The 19,024-nt window shown below is 60.8% G+C and carries 16 protein-coding genes; 6 read left to right on the forward strand and 10 right to left on the reverse strand.

Features of this window, described 5'->3' with window-relative positions; translation table 11 throughout:
* Positions 1–164: 164 nt before the first annotated feature.
* Positions 165–1,502: a glycerol-3-phosphate transporter gene (gene glpT / locus JV201_RS28245; protein ID WP_003213972.1), complete on the forward strand. Its 1,338-nt coding sequence runs from the start codon at positions 165–167 to the stop codon at positions 1,500–1,502.
* Here the strand turns inward: glpT and JV201_RS28250 are convergent.
* Both JV201_RS28250 and JV201_RS28255 read right to left on the reverse strand, forming a co-directional pair.
* The gene (locus JV201_RS28250; protein ID WP_003213974.1) at positions 1,499–2,152 is read right to left on the reverse strand and encodes a gamma-glutamylcyclotransferase; all 654 of its coding nucleotides are present in this window, start codon (positions 2,150–2,152) and stop codon (positions 1,499–1,501) included. The two genes, glpT and JV201_RS28250, sit on opposite strands and share 4 nt — an antisense overlap.
* A gap of 40 nt (positions 2,153–2,192) precedes the next feature.
* Positions 2,193–4,586, reverse strand: a complete 2,394-nt coding sequence (locus tag JV201_RS28255; protein WP_003213976.1) for a TonB-dependent siderophore receptor — start codon at positions 4,584–4,586, stop codon at positions 2,193–2,195.
* A gap of 329 nt (positions 4,587–4,915) precedes the next feature.
* On the opposite strand from JV201_RS28255, the gene JV201_RS28260 reads away from it, so the two are divergent.
* A complete protein-coding gene (locus JV201_RS28260) occupies positions 4,916–5,392 on the forward strand; it encodes a sn-glycerol-3-phosphate transporter (protein ID WP_219406282.1) in 477 nt (158 codons plus the stop codon).
* A 150-nt stretch (positions 5,393–5,542) separates the two neighbouring features.
* On the opposite strand, the gene JV201_RS28265 is transcribed toward JV201_RS28260, so the two are convergent.
* From JV201_RS28265 to JV201_RS28290, 6 genes are all read right to left on the reverse strand, one after another.
* Positions 5,543–6,511 carry a CDP-6-deoxy-delta-3,4-glucoseen reductase gene (locus JV201_RS28265; RefSeq protein ID WP_003213981.1) on the reverse strand — a complete coding sequence of 323 codons (969 nt, stop codon included), beginning with the start codon at positions 6,509–6,511 and terminating at the stop codon, positions 5,543–5,545.
* Positions 6,511–7,977: a 4-hydroxy-3-polyprenylbenzoate decarboxylase gene (gene ubiD, locus JV201_RS28270; RefSeq protein ID WP_219406283.1), complete on the reverse strand. Its 1,467-nt coding sequence runs from the start codon at positions 7,975–7,977 to the stop codon at positions 6,511–6,513. Before ubiD ends, JV201_RS28265 begins: the two co-directional genes overlap by 1 nt.
* An 89-nt stretch (positions 7,978–8,066) precedes the next feature.
* Positions 8,067–10,052 carry an acyltransferase family protein gene (locus JV201_RS28275; protein ID WP_177009070.1) on the reverse strand — a complete coding sequence of 662 codons (1,986 nt, stop codon included), beginning with the start codon at positions 10,050–10,052 and terminating at the stop codon, positions 8,067–8,069.
* Between the two features lie 156 nt (positions 10,053–10,208).
* Positions 10,209–11,468 carry a transcription termination factor Rho gene (gene rho / locus JV201_RS28280; RefSeq protein ID WP_008438874.1) on the reverse strand — a complete coding sequence of 420 codons (1,260 nt, stop codon included), beginning with the start codon at positions 11,466–11,468 and terminating at the stop codon, positions 10,209–10,211.
* Positions 11,469–11,702: 234 nt separating this feature from the next.
* Positions 11,703–12,032, reverse strand: a complete 330-nt coding sequence (trxA, locus tag JV201_RS28285) for a thioredoxin TrxA (RefSeq protein ID WP_003213989.1) — start codon at positions 12,030–12,032, stop codon at positions 11,703–11,705.
* Positions 12,033–12,153: 121 nt separating this feature from the next.
* Entirely contained in the window at positions 12,154–12,849 is a 696-nt protein-coding gene (locus tag JV201_RS28290) for a FadR/GntR family transcriptional regulator (RefSeq protein WP_219406284.1), read from the reverse strand.
* A 255-nt stretch (positions 12,850–13,104) separates the two neighbouring features.
* Here JV201_RS28290 and JV201_RS28295 point away from each other — a divergent pair, with 255 nt between their 5' ends.
* From JV201_RS28295 to JV201_RS28310, 4 genes are read left to right on the forward strand one after another with little or no spacing between them, the layout of a single operon-like run.
* Positions 13,105–13,890, forward strand: a complete 786-nt coding sequence (locus JV201_RS28295) for a transporter substrate-binding domain-containing protein (RefSeq protein ID WP_003213993.1) — start codon at positions 13,105–13,107, stop codon at positions 13,888–13,890.
* A gap of 22 nt (positions 13,891–13,912) precedes the next feature.
* Positions 13,913–14,581, forward strand: a complete 669-nt coding sequence (locus JV201_RS28300) for an amino acid ABC transporter permease (protein ID WP_003213995.1) — start codon at positions 13,913–13,915, stop codon at positions 14,579–14,581.
* Positions 14,578–15,228, forward strand: coding sequence for an amino acid ABC transporter permease (locus JV201_RS28305; protein WP_003213996.1), 651 nt, complete (start codon positions 14,578–14,580; stop codon positions 15,226–15,228). Before JV201_RS28300 ends, JV201_RS28305 begins: the two co-directional genes overlap by 4 nt.
* On the forward strand, positions 15,215–15,952 hold the full coding sequence (locus JV201_RS28310) for an amino acid ABC transporter ATP-binding protein (protein ID WP_003213999.1): 738 nt from the start codon (positions 15,215–15,217) through the stop codon (positions 15,950–15,952). Before JV201_RS28305 ends, JV201_RS28310 begins: the two co-directional genes overlap by 14 nt.
* 4 nt (positions 15,953–15,956) lie before the next feature.
* Here the strand turns inward: JV201_RS28310 and JV201_RS28315 are convergent, their stop codons facing one another.
* Both JV201_RS28315 and JV201_RS28320 read right to left on the reverse strand, forming a co-directional pair.
* A complete protein-coding gene (locus JV201_RS28315; RefSeq protein ID WP_177066867.1) occupies positions 15,957–16,547 on the reverse strand; it encodes a hypothetical protein in 591 nt (196 codons plus the stop codon).
* Positions 16,513–19,017, reverse strand: coding sequence for a fimbria/pilus outer membrane usher protein (locus JV201_RS28320; protein WP_257903341.1), 2,505 nt, complete (start codon positions 19,015–19,017; stop codon positions 16,513–16,515). The genes JV201_RS28315 and JV201_RS28320 overlap by 35 nt, the downstream gene beginning before the upstream one ends.
* Between the last annotated feature and the right edge of the window lie 7 nt (positions 19,018–19,024).

Here is a 19,024-nt window from a genome sequence, read left to right on the forward strand (position 1 = left end):
CCCCTCCTGAAAACGTCCCTCACTTGCCTCTAAGCGACATGTTCGTAAAAGAACATGCAATTGCACTCAATTCCTATGCCCGCAGATAAGAGGCGGTGCTATTTTCGGTAACGAAACTGTAACATTCGCATCCGCAGTCAAAACAAGAAATCTGGAGCTCTTGAATGTTTGCTTTCTTCCGTCCTGCCGCACATCAGGCGCCCCTGCCTGAAGAAAAAATAGACAGCACGTACCGACGCCTGCGCTGGCAGATCTTCGCCGGTATTTTCTTCGGTTACGCCGGGTACTACCTGCTGCGCAAGAACTTCTCCCTGGCCATGCCGTACCTGATCGACGAGGGTTACACCCGTGGCCAGCTGGGCCTGGCAATGTCGGCGATCGCAATTGCCTACGGCCTGTCCAAGTTCCTCATGGGCCTGGTGTCCGACCGCTCCAACCCGCGCTACTTCCTGCCCTTCGGCCTGTTGGTGTCCGCCGGGGTGATGTTCATTTTCGGTTTCGCACCTTGGGCTACCTCCAGCGTGACCATGATGTTCATTCTGCTGTTCATCAACGGCTGGGCCCAGGGCATGGGCTGGCCGCCAAGTGGGCGGACCATGGTGCACTGGTGGTCGCAGAAAGAACGTGGCGGTGTGGTTTCCGTATGGAACGTGGCGCATAACGTCGGCGGCGGCTTGATCGGCCCGCTGTTCCTGCTGGGCATGGCCTGGTTCAACGACTGGCACGCGGCGTTCTACGTCCCGGCTACCGTGGCCCTGCTGGTGGCGGCATTTGCCTTCATCACCATGCGCGACACCCCGCAATCGGTGGGCCTGCCGCCCATCGAGCAATACAAGAACGATTACCCGGAAGGCTACGACGCCAGCCACGAGGACGAATTCAGCGCCAAGGAAATCTTCGTCAAGTACGTGCTGCGCAACAAAATGCTCTGGTACATCGCCTTCGCCAACGTCTTCGTCTACCTGCTGCGCTACGGCGTGCTGGACTGGGCACCGACGTACCTCAAGGAAGCCAAGCACTTCGACGTGGATAAAACCTCGTGGGCGTACTTCTTCTACGAGTGGGCGGGCATTCCGGGCACGCTGCTGTGCGGCTGGATGTCGGACAAGATCTTCCGTGGCAACCGTGGCCTGACCGGCATTGTGTTCATGGGCCTGGTCACCGTGGCGACCCTGGTTTACTGGCTCAACCCGCCGGGCAACCCGATGATCGACATGATCGCGCTGTTCTCCATCGGCTTCCTGATCTACGGTCCGGTGATGCTGATCGGCCTGCAGGCGCTGGAACTGGCACCGAAGAAAGCCGCCGGTACCGCAGCGGGCTTTACGGGCTTGTTCGGTTACCTGGGTGGTTCAGTGGCAGCGAGTGCGGCCATGGGCTACACCGTTGACCATTTCGGCTGGGACGGTGGTTTCGTATTGCTGATCGGCGCGTGCCTGCTGGCCATCGCGTTCCTGATCCCCACCTTGTGGCACACCAATAGCGTCAGTGCCGCACGTTAATCGTCGGAACAGCCTTTGGAACACCGCTTGAGCCGCGCCTCCAGATTCTTGTCTGGCATGGCGTGGCTACGCAGGGCGTTGACGGTCTGCTCGACATAATCGCGCGTAGTGCCGTAACGCCCGCAAGCGCTTTGCAACACGTGATTCAGCACGATGTCGGGCAAATTGCCGGCATAACTGGGCAGGTGCCGTTCCAGGACAAATCCCAATGCCTGCACCTGGCTGCCATCTTCCAGACGACAGCTGAGCCAGTGCGGCCGGTACGAGGGATACGGCATCTCGCGCTGCCACAGGGCATACAGCGAGGCCTCCAGTTGATCTTCCGGCAAGCGGTAGGCAAACCCGCTGCACGAGCCGCCACGATCCAGGCCAAACACCAACCCCGGTATTTCCGGCGTGCCCCGGTGCTCATGGGACCACAGGTACAAGCCCCGGTGATAACCGTGGACCCGCGCCCGCATCCGCTGTGTCGACGAACATTCAGGCCGCCAGATCAGCGAACCGTAAGCGAATAGCCAGACCGGCCCACCCTTGTGCAGCGCCATGGTGGCTTGCATCGAGCTCATCAACTGTTCGTGAGTGAGTTGCGGCCCCAGATCGAGCCGCGGAGGGTAAGCCAATTGCAAAAGATCAGATTCAATGGCGGTCATGGCAGATCGCTTAGGTCTCCTTTGTTGTTACGAGAAGCTGTTACCAGTTGTAAGCAACTTTACCGTAATAGAACGCGCCGCTGTAACCGTACGGCGAAAAAGTGCTATAGGCCAAATTGCCACCACTGCTGGCGTAGGCATTGAGTTTTTCCGGGTATTTGTCGGTGACGTTGTCGCCGCCAACGGTGAAGGTCCAGTTTTTCAGCTTGTAGTCGGCTGACAGATCCAACAGCCAGGCGGCCTTGAAGCGCTGGTCGTTGGTCGGGTCGGCCTGGTAGCTGGTGAATGAACCATAGCGCACCAAATTACTGTGCAGCGCCCAGTTGCCGAAACTCAGGTCGTTGCCCAGGCTCAGCTTGTGCTGTGGCGTGGTATCGCCCAGCAGGCCGATGCGCTCGCGACGGTCCACCCGAACCAGGCTCGCGCCCAGGCTATCCAGTACGGACGGGTTGGCTTTTACGTCGGTGACCTTGGTGTGGTTGTAGTTGTAGCCCACGGTGCTGTTCCAGCGCACACCGTTGTCCAGTTGGTAGCGATAGTTGGCCACCAGGTCGACGCCATTGGTGGTGGTGTCGGTGGCGTTGGTGAAGTAGCGCACGGTGGTGTAGTTGATGTTGCCCACGCCATTGGCCTGCAGATACGCGAGCGCAGCCGGGTTCTTGCTCAGGTCCAGATTGGAGGACAGGCTGATGCGGTCGCTGATGTCGATACGGTAGACATCGGCGGTCACGGTCAGGTTGTCGGTCGGCTCCAGCACCAGGCCGAGACTGTAGTTGCGGGACTTCTCGGCTTTCAGGTCTTCAGCGCCGAGCAGGCGCGCCACCTGGCTGTTGGCCGGGAAGGTGCCGGCTTCCTGGATGGTGTTGCCGATCAGTTGCGACGAGGTGTAGGCGAAGTTTTGCTGTGCCAGGGACGGCGCACGGAAACCGTTGGATACACTGCCGCGCAAGGCCACTTGCGGGGTGAAGTCGTAGCGCGCCGAGAGCGAGCCGCTGACGTTGGAGCCAAAATCACTGTAGTCCTCGTGACGCACGGCGGCGGAGGCACTGAGTTTTTCGGTGAAGTTGGTTTCCAGGTCCAGGTACTGCGCCCAGTTATGGCGCGTGCTGGTGCCGGCGTCGGAATCACGGAAGCCGCCCAGGCCCGAGCTGCCGGTCTGGTAGTAGGACGCCGGGTCGCCCGCCTTGATCTGGTAACCCTGGTCCAGGTATTCGCCGCCAAACGCCACCGACACTGGATACGGCAACCAGCCCAGGCTGAATTCCCGCGACAGGTCCAGGCTGAGTTGCTTCTGGTCATTGACCAACGTGCCGTTGTCGAATTTGCGCGGCGTGGCCAGGCCCAGCGAGGTGTTGATGGTTTCGGTACCGATCTGGTACTGGTTCTTGCCGTAGTTGACCGACACATCGTAGTGCCAGTCATAGGCCAACAAGCCGCGCAGGCCGACCGCCAGGGACGTGTCTTCCACGTCACCGCGAATCAACGGCAGGTAACCATTGGGGTTGAGCGCAGGAATGTTGTTGCTCGCGTTACTGGCCCGGTAGAACGCCGCCGTCTCGCCGCGGGTCTTGCTGTAGCCGCCAAACGCATAGAACTCGGCCGCATCGCTGAAGGAATATTCCGAGTTGAGAAACAGCTTGCCCTGGTCAGTGGCCGGCTCGCCCTGGCGGAACACCCGCTGGCCGTAGGTCGTCGAACCAACGCTGCCCGGACGCAGGTCCTTGCCGGCGCGGTTGGTGTAATCGTTGTCGGCACCTTCGGCAGAGATGTTGATAAACCCGTTATCGCCCAGTGCCACACCGGTGTTGCCGCTGAGGTTGCGCTGGATACCGTCGCCCTTCTTGTACTCACCAAACTTGCTGGTGATCGAGCCGCCGTGGTCGTCATGCTTGAGGATCACGTTGATCACCCCGGCAATCGCATCGGAGCCGTAGCGGGCCGATGCGCCGTCACGCAGCACCTCGATATGGTCGACCGCCGACAACGGGATCGCATTCAAATCCGCCGGCGCCGAGCCACGCCCAACCGCACCGCCGAGATTGACGAAGGCACTGGTGTGGCGGCGCTTGCCGTTGACCAGCACCAACACCTGGTCAGGTGACAGGCCACGCAGCTGCGCCGGGCGCACCAGTTCGGCACCGTCTACCAGGCTCGGGCGTGGAAAGTTGATGGAAGGAATCAATCGGGCCAACACCGCGCCCAACTCATCAGAGCCGGTGCTGCGCAAGGTGTCGCCGGAAATCACATCGATAGGTGACAACGAGGCACTGGCGGTGCGCTCTTGGGCGCGGGTGCCGGTGACAATGACTGTATCGAGTTTGGGTACATCGGCAGTGGCCGTTTCGGCGGATGCCACTGGACTGAATCCCACAGCGGTCAGCAAATTAGCCGACAAAATCGCCGTGTACAGCAGGTGCTGCTTGTTGCTCCCCATACCGCTCCCCTTGGAATCAAAAGCCAGAACGTCAATGCTCTGAGCTCGTACGATCGATCCGTGTGGCGGACGGTGGCGGTCATTTATTGGTTATTGGCAGAAAGTCGGTAGTCCGTTGACATATAGCTTAATGATATTTATGTAACAAATTAAATACCTTTAAAGAATAAGCGAATGCATAAGCCCAGGCCGCTCCGCTCATCAGGATTGGCTGCCTCAATCCCTGTAGTTTCAGCGCAGGTTCAGCCTGGGGGCACGCTGAGCCTTCAAAATAGGCGCCTGTCACGACCCACCTGGCCGCCAACCGAATCGACTACCGAGGTCACTCCATGAAATACCGACTGCCCAGCCTGTTGTTCCTGGCACAGGCCACCAACGCCCTGGCGGCGGAAGTGCCGACCCAGGACGAAAAAGGCTTCTGGTATGCCCAGACGAGCGTCTACACCCGGCATTTTGCGCCGGACAAGGACCACAACAACAATCAGGACCTGATCGGCCTGGAGCGCAATGAAGCGTCAGGCCTGGTGTATGGCGGGGCGACATTTCGCAACTCGTTCAGCCAGCGTTCGTACTACGCCTATGCCGGCAAACGCTACGACATGCCCGATTACCCGGTGTACTTGAAGCTGACAGGGGGTGTGATCCAGGGCTATCGCGGCAAGTACCGCGACAAGATTCCGCTGAATGGACTGGGGGTGGCGCCGGTGATCATCCCCTCGGTGGGCACTCACTACGGGCCGGTCGCCGCCGAGCTGGTGTTGCTCGGGTTCAATGCGGCGATGGTGACCACGGGCGTTCGTTTCTGATCAAGCCACTGAAGGGCTTCTGTGGCGAGGGAGCTTGCTCCCGCTGGGTCGCGAAGCGGCCCTGAAGTTCATGCGATCTTAAAGATAGAACCCAGCGACTGTTTCGGGGCCGCTGCGCAGCCCAGCGGGAGCAAGCTCCCTCGCCACACGTTACGGGCGGGGTGCGTAGGCAAATACGTCAGCACGCATCTGGTGTGCATCCATGCCGGCCTCGACCAGCGCATCCAGGGTGCCGTAGATCATCGCCGGTGAACCGCTGGCGTAGACATGCACGGCCTTGAGGTCGCTGATGTCTTCGCACACCGCTTCATGCAACAGCCCGCAGCGCCCTTCCCAGCCACACAGGTCGCTGACCACTTTGTGCAGGAACAGGTTGGGCAGTTGCAGCCACTGGTCCCAGTGCTCGATGTCGTAGAAGTCTTCCGGTCGACGTACACCCCAATACAGATGCACCGGGTGCTTGAAGCCACTGGCGCGACAGTGTTCGATCAGGCTATGCATCTGGGCCATGCCGGTGCCGGCGGCGATCAGCACCAGCGGCCCGTCGGGCAGTTCCGCCAGGTGGGTGTCGCCAAACGGCATTTCGATGCGGGCCATCTGGTTGCGCTGCAACTGCTCCAGCAGGCTGCGGGCGCTGTCTTCCCGGGCCAGCACGTGCAATTCCAGCTCGCGCCCGGCGTGGGGCGCCGAGGCCAGGGAGAATGCCGACTTCTCGCCGTTTTCCCGCTCGATCATCAGGTATTGCCCGGCGTGGTAGCGTACCGCCTTGCCGGCCGGAGCCCGCAGGCGCACGCGCCAGACGTCACCGCCCACCTCGACGCATTCACTCAGTTGGCAAGACAGTTTGCGCACCGGCAATTCTCCCGGCGCCAGCACGCCATCCCACAACACAATGCAATCTTCCAGCGGTTCGGCAATGCAGGTATAGAACTCGCCATGGTCACGCACCTCACCGGCTTGCTGCACCCGGCCTTCCACCAGCAGCGCCGCGCACACGTGGCACACGCCATTGCGGCAGGCCTGGGGGCAATCGTAGCCCAGGCGGCGCGCGCCCTCGAGGATCCGCTCGCCGGGCGTCAGTTCAAGTACCGCACCGGAAGGCTGCAGGGTTACACGCATCAATCTATTCCTAATTCTTTCCAGAGCGCATCGACACGGGCAGTGACCGCTTCGTCCTTGACGATCACGCGGCCCCATTCGCGGGTGGTTTCACCCGGCCATTTATGGGTGGCGTCCAGGCCCATTTTCGAGCCGAGGCCCGATACCGGGGAAGCAAAGTCGAGGTAGTCGATCGGCGTATTGTCGATCATCACCGTGTCGCGCTTGGGGTCCATGCGCGTGGTGATAGCCCAGATCACGTCGTTCCAGTCCCGGGCGTTGATGTCGTCGTCGGTGACAATAACGAACTTGGTGTACATGAACTGTCGCAAAAACGACCACACACCCAGCATTACCCGCTTGGCGTGGCCGGGGTACGACTTCTTCATCGTCACGATGGCCATGCGATACGAGCAGCCTTCGGGCGGCAGGTAGAAGTCAGTGATTTCCGGAAACTGCTTTTGCAGGATCGGCACAAACACTTCGTTCAACGCCACGCCGAGGATCGCCGGCTCATCCGGCGGGCGGCCGGTGTAGGTGCTGTGGTAGATCGGCTTGACCCGGTGGGTGATGCGCTCGACGGTGAACACCGGGAAGCTGTCGACTTCGTTGTAGTAGCCGGTGTGGTCGCCGTAGGGGCCTTCATCGGCCATCTCGCCCGGGTGAATCACGCCTTCGAGGATGATTTCGGCGGTGGCCGGCACTTGCAGGTCGTTACCGCGGCATTTCACCAGCTCAGTGCGATTGCCGCGCAACAGGCCCGCGAAAGCGTACTCGGACAGGCTGTCGGGCACCGGCGTGACGGCGCCGAGGATGGTCGCCGGGTCGGCGCCCAGGGCCACGGAAACAGGGAATGGCTGGCCGGGATGCTTTTCGCACCACTCACGGAAATCCAGCGCGCCGCCACGGTGGCTCAGCCAGCGCATGATGACCTTGTTGCGGCCGATCACTTGCTGACGGTAGATGCCGAGGTTCTGGCGGTCCTTGTTCGGGCCCTTGGTGACGGTCAGGCCCCAGGTGATCAGCGGGCCGACGTCGCCAGGCCAGCAGGTCTGCACGGGGAGCATGCCGAGGTCGACATCCTCGCCTTCGATCACCACTTCCTGGCAAACCGCGTCTTTCACGACCTTGGGGGCCATGGCGATGATCTTGCGGAAGATGGGCAGCTTCGACCAGGCGTCCTTCAGACCCTTGGGCGGCTCCGGTTCCTTGAGGAAGGCCAGCAGCTTGCCGATCTCGCGCAGTTCGCTGACCGACTCGGCGCCCATGCCAAACGCCACGCGGTCGGGAGTGCCGAACAGGTTGCCGAGCACCGGGATATCAAAGCCCACCGAGTTTTCGAACAGCAGCGCCGGGCCCTTGTTGCGCAAGGTGCGGTCGCAAATCTCAGTCATCTCCAGGACCGGGGAAATCGGCACCTGGATACGTTTCAACTCTCCGCGCTGCTCAAGTTGCTGCACGAAATCCCGAAGATCCTTGAATTTCATTAACCATGCCACCCGTAAAATAGGCGTACATCCTACCTGCTCTTACGGTCGCTGGCAGCTTATTGAGCAGCATTGCCGACGACACAGACTCAAAGAGCCGATGCCTGGGTTTCATCGCGCAAGGCTTTGAACAAGGGTTCAAGAAACGCCTCGACATACCGCGAACCAACCGCCGAGAGGTGATTGTCGTCGGTGTACAGCGACTGACCGTCCAGTTCCACCCGGCACCAGTCATTCGCACTGCATAACTTGGGCGCCGGATCCATTACCTTTACCCCGGGATCAGCCGCCGCCATGCGCTCGAATACGCTGCTGATATAGGCCTGGCGCTGGAGGTGCTCATCCAGGGGCATGCCTTCTTTGTCGGTGGGCCGGCCGAGCATCGCCAGGCGACTCAGGCGGTAAGGCGGACTGAATTCCTGCAGGGGGACTTCCTTGACCAGCCACACCCGATGGCCGCTGGCGCGCAATTGCTGCACAAGGGCGCCCAGACTTTCAGCGAAGCGCCGCTCGGCGAAGGCGCGGTCATAGGTTCCGGTCGCCGGGTCCAGCAACGAAGCCTCGGTGTCACCATCGCGCTGCCCATAGACATACAGGCTCCAGCGCGCCACCAGCACCACGTCGCTAAAGGTTTCCTTGCCGAGCAACTGCGTGACCTGCTGGTTAAAGGCCAGGCAGCCCGGAACGCTTTCCTTGCGATTAAACGGCAGGCAACCGGCATAACCTGCCTGCGTGACGCTGACACCGTACTTGCTGGCGCCGTCTCGCAACGCCGGAACCAGCGCCGTGGCATGGCTATCGCCCCAGACCAGCGCGCGCGTCGGCGCGGACTGAGGTCCGAAATGACAAAATCCATGGTGGCGATTTTTCCCACCATCCACCAGGCAGGCCATGAGGTCCGGGCTCCACTCGCGCGCCTGGGCAAATTGCAGCGCCTCGGGCGACAGGCGCCAAGGCAAGCCCTTCGTCATGACCAGGCCTTTGCCGAGCAGTCCCACCCCAAGCAGCGCGATACCCGCCGCCACCAGGATTTGCTTGCGCCCTGCCAACAGCCGACGTTCACGGAACGGCGCCTCGACAAACCGCCAGGACGCATAACCCAGCACCAGGCTCAACACAAACAGTGCACCAAGCTCCCACGGGCCCAGCCCGTCGACACTGGCGTACTTGCCAAACACGTACACCGGCCAGTGCCACAGGTACCAGGAGTAGGAGATCAGGCCAATCCCCACCAGCAAGCGGCTACCCAGCAGCTTGCTGGTCAGGGTAGTTTGCTGGCCGTTGGCCCAAATCAGGCAGACCACGCCCACCACCGGCAACAGCGCTGCGGCGCCGGGAAACGGCGTGCTCGGGTCATACGCGAAGACCGCCAGCAGGATCAGGCCGAGGCCGGCAAGGCTGACGGCCTGCGCCAACGCCGGGCTGGCGCGGTACTCGCGTACCGGCATTACCGCCAGCATTGCGCCCGCCAACAGCTCCCAGGCACGCATCTGCAGCAGGAAAAAGGCTCTTTCCGGAGCGTGGGCCACCGCCCATGTACTCATGCCGAATGACACCAGCAACAACACGAACAGCGCCGTGCGCCAATATTTGAGCCGGCTCGACAGCAGTGTCAGAAGCAGTGGGAAGAGGATGTAGAACTGTTCTTCAACCGACAATGACCAGGTATGCAGCAACGGTTTGATATCGGAGGCCACATCAAAGTAACCGTCCTGACGCATGAAAAACAGGTTGGAGATAAACACCACCTGGTTATGTATCGAGCGCCCCAACTCGCTGTAATCCTTGGGCGCCAGCAGGAACCAGCCCACCACCAGCGCGCCGAGCATCATCACGAACAGTGCCGGCAGGATACGCCGCGCTCGCCTGGCCCAGAAGCTGACAAAACTGAAACGGCCGGCCTCACGCTCGCGCCAGATGATCGAGGTGATCAAGTAGCCGGAGATCACGAAAAACACGTCGACGCCGACAAAGCCGCCGGTAAAGCCCGGTACACCAAAATGAAACAGCACAACAGCGAGCACAGCTATGGCACGCAGGCCGTCAATGTCCCTGCGATAAGCGAGAATGGTCATAAAATCTTGTAATTTGCCTGATCGGATGGACAGCGAGTGTAATCACACACGCGAATTTGTTTCTAAACAGACACACACTAAAGCCAAAACTCCTTTTCCAGAAACAAAAAAAATGGCGCCCCATGGGGCGCCATCCTTTTTGACCGAAGCGTCGTGTTACTTGCGCTTCATCGACAGGAAGAACTCGTCGTTGGTCTTGGTGGTTTTCAGCTTGTCGATCAGGAACTCGATGGCCGCAACTTCGTCCATCGGGTGCAGCAGCTTGCGCAGGATCCACATGCGCTGCAGTTCGTCATCGGCGGTCAGCAACTCTTCGCGGCGCGTGCCGGAACGGTTGATGTTGATGGCAGGGAACACCCGCTTCTCGGCGATACGACGGTCCAAAGGCAGTTCCATGTTGCCGGTACCTTTGAACTCTTCGTAGATCACTTCATCCATCTTCGAACCGGTTTCAACCAGTGCGGTGGCGATGATGGTCAGCGAGCCGCCTTCTTCGATGTTCCGCGCAGCGCCGAAGAAACGTTTCGGTTTCTCCAGGGCGTGGGCATCGACACCACCGGTGAGCACCTTGCCGGAGCTTGGGATCACGGTGTTGTAGGCACGGGCCAGACGGGTGATGGAGTCGAGCAGGATCACCACGTCTTTCTTGTGTTCGACCAGGCGCTTGGCCTTCTCGATCACCATTTCGGCAACCTGCACGTGGCGGGTTGGCGGCTCATCGAACGTCGAGGCAACCACTTCGCCGCGCACGGTGCGCTGCATTTCGGTTACTTCTTCCGGACGCTCATCGATCAGCAACACGATCAGGTGAACTTCAGGGTTATTACGGGCGATGTTCGCTGCGATGTTCTGCAGCATGATGGTCTTGCCGGCTTTCGGCGGGGCCACGATCAGGCCGCGCTGGCCTTTGCCGATCGGGGCACACAGGTCGATGACACGACCGGTCAAGTCTTCGGTGGAACCGTTGCCGGCTTCCATCTTCATGCGCACGGTCGGGAACAGCGGCGTCAGGTTCTCGAAGAGAATCTTGTTTTTCGCGTTCTCGGGACGATCGTAGTTGATCGTGTCGACCTTGAGCAGGGCGAAATAACGCTCGCCTTCCTTTGGAGGACGGATCTTGCCAACGATGGTGTCACCGGTGCGCAAGTTGAAGCGACGGATCTGGCTCGGCGAGACGTAGATATCGTCTGGGCCGGCGAGATAGGAAGCGTCTGCAGAGCGGAGGAAGCCGAAGCCGTCCTGGAGAATCTCCAGCACGCCATCACCGGAGATTTCCTCGCCGCTTTTCGCGTGCTTTTTCAGCAGGGAGAAAATCACGTCCTGCTTGCGCGAACGGGCCATATTTTCTATGCCCATCTGTTCGGCCAATTCGAGCAGTTCGGTAATCGGCTTTTGCTTGAGTTCAGTCAGATTCATATAGGAATGACGTAATCATTTATGGAGGGGGGGAAATTAAGCTTTTGGCTTAATGAGGCCGCGCCGCAGAGAAGGCGACAGGATCGCGTACTAATCGAAAAGGAGAGCGTCGGCGACGGCTTGCAGGGGGCAGTGGAGAAACCAGTGCGGGGCCGAATGTACCACCTGAGTTTCAGAGCGTCTAGCCCTGTTTCACGAAAAAGCCCCGCAAATTGCGGGGCTTTTTGAGGACGCTTAGATATTGGCGTCGAGGAAAGCTTGCAGCTGGGACTTCGACAGCGCGCCGACCTTGGTGGCCTCGACGTTGCCGTTCTTGAACAGCATCAGGGTCGGGATACCACGCACGCCGTGCTTGGCCGGAGTTTCCTGGTTGTCATCGATGTTCAGCTTGGCAATGGTCAACTTGCCTTCGTAAGTGGTGGCAATGTCGTCCAGGACCGGAGCGATCATTTTGCAAGGACCGCACCACTCAGCCCAGTAGTCAACCAGCACCGGGCCCTGGGCCTTCAGTACTTCGGCCTCGAAGGTCGCGTCGGTGACGTGCTTGATAAGATCGTTGCTCATGGATGTCTCCGGGTTGTAAGCAAAAAAAACGTTGCCCATCATAGCCGCCCTTCCCGCGTTCAGGAAGCTGCAGCTGATTGACTCTTCCTATGATGGCGCATGAGTTTGGGTATAGCCCAACTCATGGGGTTACGGGAGTGATGAAGGCAATCCCTGTACGCAACGCCGCGTTACGCACATGTTCCTGCATGCTTTTCTGCGCCGCCCCGCTGGCGCGTCGGGCCAGGGCACGGAGGACCTTGCGGTGCTCCTGCCAGGTCTCCATGGCCCGCTCCGGCCGGATGAACGGTAGTTTCTGGCTCTCCAGGAACACCTCGGCACTGGCGCTGAGGATGCTCACCATCGCCTGATTGCCGCTGGCCAGCAGGATGCGCCGGTGGAATTCGAAGTCCAGCCGGGCGGCTGCCTCGAAATCACCGGCCTTCAGCTCCTTGCGCATCGCCTCGACGTTATCTTCCAGGATGTCCAACTCCCCGGTGGTCAGCGTCACCGCCGCCAGCCCCGCCGCAAAACCTTCCAGGGCGTAGCGCAGTTGAAAGATATCCAGCGGCGTCGCCTGTGCCGTAAACGGCCAGGCCAACCCCGGCGGCTCTTCGGCCGTTTGCACGAACACGCCTTTGCCCGGCTGCACACTTACCACGCCCAAGGCACTGAGGGACGACAAGGCTTCACGCAAAGAGGCCCGGCTCACGCCCAATTGCAGCGCCAGGTCGCGCTGGGAGGGCAACGCATCACCCGGCCCGAAGCCCTCGTCAGCGATCAATTTGCGGATGGCCTGTAGCGCCACTTCCGGTACGGCTTGGGCGATGGAATTCATAAGAAACTCAGGTTTCCAGTCAACTGAGCGGCTAGTTGTAAAGCTATTCGCAGCGCCCGGCAAGCCACGCCCCAAAGGGGCTCGCGCGGTTTTGACGGCGCTCGAAAAGGGTGCAGAAAACCCAGTAACTGTTCAGACCAGTAAGACCGCCAAGACTCAACAGCCACCGGCTCTGGCGCGAAATACGGCGGTGCTGGCATGGGCTGTGCACTGGCAAAAACCGGAAAAACCTTTCGTCCTTTTCGGAGAGTCGCCATGACCAAGCGTTGCAGCGCCCTGCTCACTGCCCTGTTTGCCAGCCTGATGCTGAGCCAGGCGCCCGCCCAGGCCAACGGTCTGGACGATATCGTCGCCCGTGGCACCCTCAAGGTGGCCGTGCCCCAGGATTTCCCGCCGTTCGGCTCGGTCGGCCCGGACATGAAGCCCCGCGGCCTGGACATCGACACCGCAAAGCTTTTGGCCGACCAGCTCAAGGTCAAGCTTGAACTGACCCCGGTCAACAGCACCAACCGCATCCCGTTCCTCACCACCGGCAAGGTCGACCTGGTGATTTCCAGCCTGGGCAAGAACGCCGAGCGCGAGAAGGTCATCGACTTCTCCAAGGCCTACGCGCCCTTCTACCTCGCCGTATTCGGCCCTCCCGATGCGCCGATCAGCACCGTTGACGACCTCAAGGGCAAAACCATCAGCGTGACCCGTGGCGCCATCGAAGACATCGAGCTGACCGCCGTGGCGCCTAAAGAGGCGACGATCAAGCGCTTTGAAGACAACAACTCGACCATCGCCGCCTACCTCGCCGGCCAGGTGGACCTGATCGCCAGCGGCAACGTGGTGATGGTGGCCATCAGCGAACGCAACCCCAAGCGCGTGCCGGCACTGAAAGTGAAGCTCAAGGACTCGCCGGTGTACGTGGGCGTGAATAAGAACGAGCCGGCGCTGCTGGACAAGGTGAACCAGATCCTGGTCGCGGCCAAGGCCGACGGCAGCCTGGAAAAGAATGCATTGCAGTGGCTCAAAGAGCCGCTGCCGGCTGATCTCTGAGCGCGGTAACGAGGGTTAGCCTATGGCCTATCAATTCGACTTTGTGCCGGTCCTGGCCAATACCGATCTGTTGCTGCGCGGCGCGCTGTTCACACTTGAACTGACCGCCATCGGCGCCGTGCTGGGTGTGGCGCTGGGAATCGTCGGCGCCGTGGTGCGGGCGTGGAAGATCCAGCCGTTCAGTTGGATCTTCGGCGTGTACGTCGAGTTGATCCGCAACACGCCGTTTCTGGTGCAGTTGTTTTTCATCTTCTTCGGCCTGCCGTCCCTCGGCCTGAAAATCACCGAATGGCAGGCGGCAGTGCTGGCGATGGTGATCAACCTGGGGGCGTACTCCACCGAGATCATCCGCGCCGGGATCCAGGCGATCCCCCGCGGGCAACTGGAAGCGGCGGCCGCGCTGGCGATGACACGTTTCGAGGCGTTCCGCCATGTGGTGTTGCTGCCCGCGCTGGGCAAGGTCTGGCCGGCCCTGAGCAGCCAGATCATCATCGTGATGCTCGGCTCGGCGGTCTGCTCGCAGATCGCCACCGAGGAACTGAGCTTTGCCGCCAATTTTATCCAGTCGCGCAACTTCCGCGCCTTTGAAACCTATGCGCTGACGACCCTGGTCTACCTGTGCATGGCGCTGATGATCCGCCAATTGCTGAACTGGATCGGCCGGCGCTATGTCATGAGGAACGCCCGATGAGTGATTTTTCGTTCTGGGACATCGTGCGCAACCTGCTCACCGGTTTGCAGTGGACCTTGCTGCTGTCGCTGGTAGCGTTCATCGGCGGCGGCGTGATCGGTTTGCTGGTGATGACTATGCGCATCAGCACCAAGGCGTTCCCGCGCAATGTCGCCCGCACCTATATCGAGCTGTTCCAGGGCACGCCACTGTTGATGCAACTGTTCCTGGTGTTCTTCGGCATCGCCTTGCTCGGCGTGGACATTTCGCCCTGGCTGGCGGCGGCGATTGCCTTGACCCTGTTCACCAGCGCCTACCTGGCCGAAATCTGGCGTGGCTGCGTCGACTCCATCGCCCACGGCCAATGGGAGGCGTCCGCGAGCCTGGCCCTGAACCCGCTGGAGCAATTGCGCTATGTGATCCTGCCCCAGGCCCTGCGCATTGCCGTGGCGCCAACCGTGGGTTTCTCGGTGCAAGTGGTCAAGGGCACCGCCGTGACCTCGATCATCGGCTTCACCGAGCTGACCAAGACCGGCGGCATGCTCGCCAACGCTACCTTCGAACCCTTCATGGTCTATGGCCTGGTGGCGCTGGGTTACTTCCTGCTCTGCTACCCCTTGTCCCTCAGTGCGCGCTACCTGGAAAGGAGACTGCATGCCTCTGCTTAGAATTTCCGCCCTGCATAAGTATTACGGCGATCACCACGTACTCAAGGGCATCGACCTGAGTGTCGAAGAGGGCCAGGTGGTGGCGATCATCGGTCGCAGCGGCTCGGGCAAATCCACCCTGCTGCGCACCCTCAATGGCCTGGAGTCGATCAATGACGGCGTGATCGAGGTCGACGGCGAATACCTCGACGCCGCCCGCGCCGACCTGCGCACCCTGCGGCAGAAAGTCGGCATGGTGTTCCAGCAGTTCAACCTGTTCCCACACCTGACGGTGGGCGAAAACGTCATGCTTGCGCCGCAAGTGGTGCAGAAAGTGCCGAAAGCCAAGGCCGCACAATTGGCGCGACAGATGCTCGAGCGCGTTGGGCTGGGGGAGAAGTTCGACGCGTTCCCCGATCGTTTGTCCGGCGGCCAGCAGCAGCGGGTAGCAATCGCCCGGGCTCTGGCGATGTCGCCCAAAGTGCTGCTGTGCGATGAAATCACCTCGGCCCTGGACCCGGAGCTGGTCAACGAAGTGCTCAGCGTAGTGCGCCAACTGGCCAAGGATGGCATGACACTGATCATGGTCACCCATGAGATGCGTTTTGCCCGGGAAGTGGGTGACAAGCTGGTGTTCATGCACCAGGGCAAGGTGCATGAAGTGGGCGACCCGAAAATCCTGTTTGCCAATCCGCAGACCGCCGAGCTGGCCAACTTCATCGGTTCGGTGGAGCGCACGGACTGAGGCATCAGGCCCCGGGCGCCCACTCAAAACCGCCCTGCCCCTCAAATGTCGTTTCATCCCTGACGGCCAGCAAAGCCGCAGGCAGGAAGGTCTCGACGTTGACCAGGGCGGTGAAGCGGCGCCCATGCACCGGCATACCCGCTACGTGTGCAACAAGCCTATGGCCCGGCAGCAATCGTCCGGTCGCCGGCTCTTCAGACAGGTGCGGCATTACCAGCTCAACGGATTTTCCATCGACTTGAGCGAACTGCAGGCTCAGGGTGAAATGCCCCTGGCGCCCAAACCGAAAGCCCTGCTGGTTGGCGGGTACGCCCGTAAAGCGCAGCGCCATGGATACCGGCACCTCACAGGCCACGCTCAGGCGAAGCGTGCGCTTGCCCAGCGCGATCTGTGGGTGGCCCCGCTCGGCTTGGCGAACCAGACCGTAATCAACCCGGGGCTGGCTCAAGGACACCTGGCAGTTATCTGCCCGCGCCTCATTGGCCAACACCACGACAAACAGCAGCAGGTAAAGGATAAGCCCATGACGCAGGCGTACACCGTCAAAAGGCCCCACCGGCTCAGAGGGTACGGCAGACCGCCGAACCTGTTTCATAGAATTTGTCGTCATTGGATTCTGGCTCAAGGTTCAGTTGCAACAAGCAGGTGCTTGAATCTGGCAAGGAGATGTTCAGCGCTCGCGACTCATCCAGGCTGTTAAGGAAGACCATGCCCTCGCCCACGACGCTGGTCAGGAAAGCATTGTTGCTGTCGAGAACCGAGGCTCCCTGGGGCAAGGGTTGGCCGTGCGCGTCACGGACCTCAAGCAATACACGGCGCACTTTCACTACTTCGAAATCGATCGTGTTGAAAGAACCGCGTCCGGCCGCAAGGACCTTGGTGCCGTTTTTCAGGTCGATGCGCTTGGGCAGGGATTGGGTTTGCACCTCGACATTGCTGCTGCGGTAGGCAGGCAGGCTGGCGATCACCGCCTGCCCGCGGTAGTCAGTCCAGACCGGCCCCTGCGGCGTCGAAACCTTGGCTGCCCCGACATTACCCACCGAGACAATTCCAAAGGTGTCCTGGACGGCATAGGGCGAGAACGTCATGCCTCTGTCGTGGGCCACCACGCCGCCCTGCAATTGGCCGGTATACCCGGTGCTCAATGAATCATGTCGCACACCCAACCCTATCTGGGTGTAACGCGGCATGGCATTCACGCGGGCGTGAACAGCCTGTGTACGGCTCGCCTGCTCACGCGCAACCCCCACTTCATAGTTCACATAGTCGTTGACCCGATCGCTGAAGGCGGTCCCAAGATCGAACCTGTCGCCCCGCCGACTGGCATACGAGGTGACGCGGCGATCCCCACCGAACGGCACGGTGACCTGCAACCGAAGCGAAAGCCCCTTATCCGACACATCGCTGCGCTCATCTCGAACGGTGTTCTTGACCTTGCGCGGTCGAGAGCCGCCCACCCGGGAATCCGCAATCAAAGCCACCTGGGTGCCATTGAACTGCTGGTTCCATGAGGCAAAGACGTGTTCGGCGGAGCGATCATCAAATTGCGAGCTGCGGGAATAACTGACGGAAAAGCCTCCCAGGGACGGGTCGACCCAACTCAAACCTACCGTGTATTGGTCCTTGAAGCGGGCATCCCGCTGGTCACGCCGCGTCGACTGCCCCACTTCCAGTACTTCGCGATAATCCCGCGTCTGGGTAGTGGCACTCGACGTCATTTCAATGCCGGCGAACAGCGGACTTCCCACGGTGACTGAGCTGCGAGCCCCGGTAACTTCGTCCCGGCCATCGCGAGACAGGTTCTGGCGCACGCCAACCGAAAGGTGCTGGAAAAAAACACTGCTCCACACGCCACCCGCCGCCTGGTATTCGTCTGTACTCAACAGGCCGAATCCCAGTGACGAGTTGCGCCCCAATCCCCAGGTCCCACTGCCCATCGCCACGACCGGAGGCTCCCCGGCACCCGGATTTGCCCCGCGCACCTTGCCCAGGGAGAAGTAATAACCGGGCTCTATCGGTACCGCCCCCGCAAAGGACGCGGCAGGGACGGTGAACCCATGCCTGCCACCACGAGTGCCAATGACACTGACCTCAAGATCGCTGGTGCCATTGAGTATGGGTAATCCGGTCAACGTGAACGGGCCTTCCGGTACCAGTGTGGTATGGATCAACACCCCGGCCTGGCGCACCTCGACCCGGGATGGGCTCTGGGCCAAACCTTCGACCACCACGCTGCTGCCACCCGGACTGCGCGATTGGCCATCCGGCGAGAGCTGGAAACCCGACAGCTGTAACCCACCGAACACCGGGTTGTTGCTGGAAATCTGCCCGACCTGGAAGGTCGACTTCAGGGGCGCGAAATCGCGCTGGGCGTAGGCATTCACATGCTCGCTGCTGCGCTTGCCGTTATCGGAGACGAAGAATTGGCGGCTTCGGACGATCCAGTTGCCGATATTGAATCCCGCCTCGGTGTAGGCCGAAACCGAGCGGGAAGAGCCGCTGTTGAAGCGCTCTTCGAACCCCTGCACATCGTAATTGAACAAGGCTGCCGTGCCGCCCTGGGAGAAACTGCCGACATCCCATTCGGCCTCGCGCATTGACTGAGTAGGCACCACCAGCGATACCTCATCGCTGCCGGGGCGCAACTTGACGATGGTCGCGGGGTAAGCACCGAGAAAGTCATGACACGCCTGATCGGGCGCGATACCCGGCCGAATAATCGCGGCTGGCAACCGCAACCCGGCCTTGTCCAGCAGGACCGGGGTAAAACACAACTGCCCCTGGTAGTCGAAGCGTGCCTCCACCAGGCCCAATGAGGTGCCGTTGACCTGCAGCCCCACCACGTGCACGCCCTCGCGGAATCGCGCAGCACTGCGAAAATAATGGGCAACCTTCGGGTCGATCCCGTTCGCCGACAAGACCGCCAGATCAAAACCCGATCCGAGCTCCAGCGCGTAGGCGGGAAGGCTCCACAGCGTTGCCAGGCCGATACAAGTCCGGGAAACCGAGGTTCGAATGGGTCGTACAGAGAGGCTCCAATCGTTTGCATGGGTAGCATTTCTCATAGACCGC

It is taken from the genome of Pseudomonas sp. Colony2 (assembly GCF_019382755.1).
Taxonomy (GTDB): domain Bacteria; phylum Pseudomonadota; class Gammaproteobacteria; order Pseudomonadales; family Pseudomonadaceae; genus Aquipseudomonas.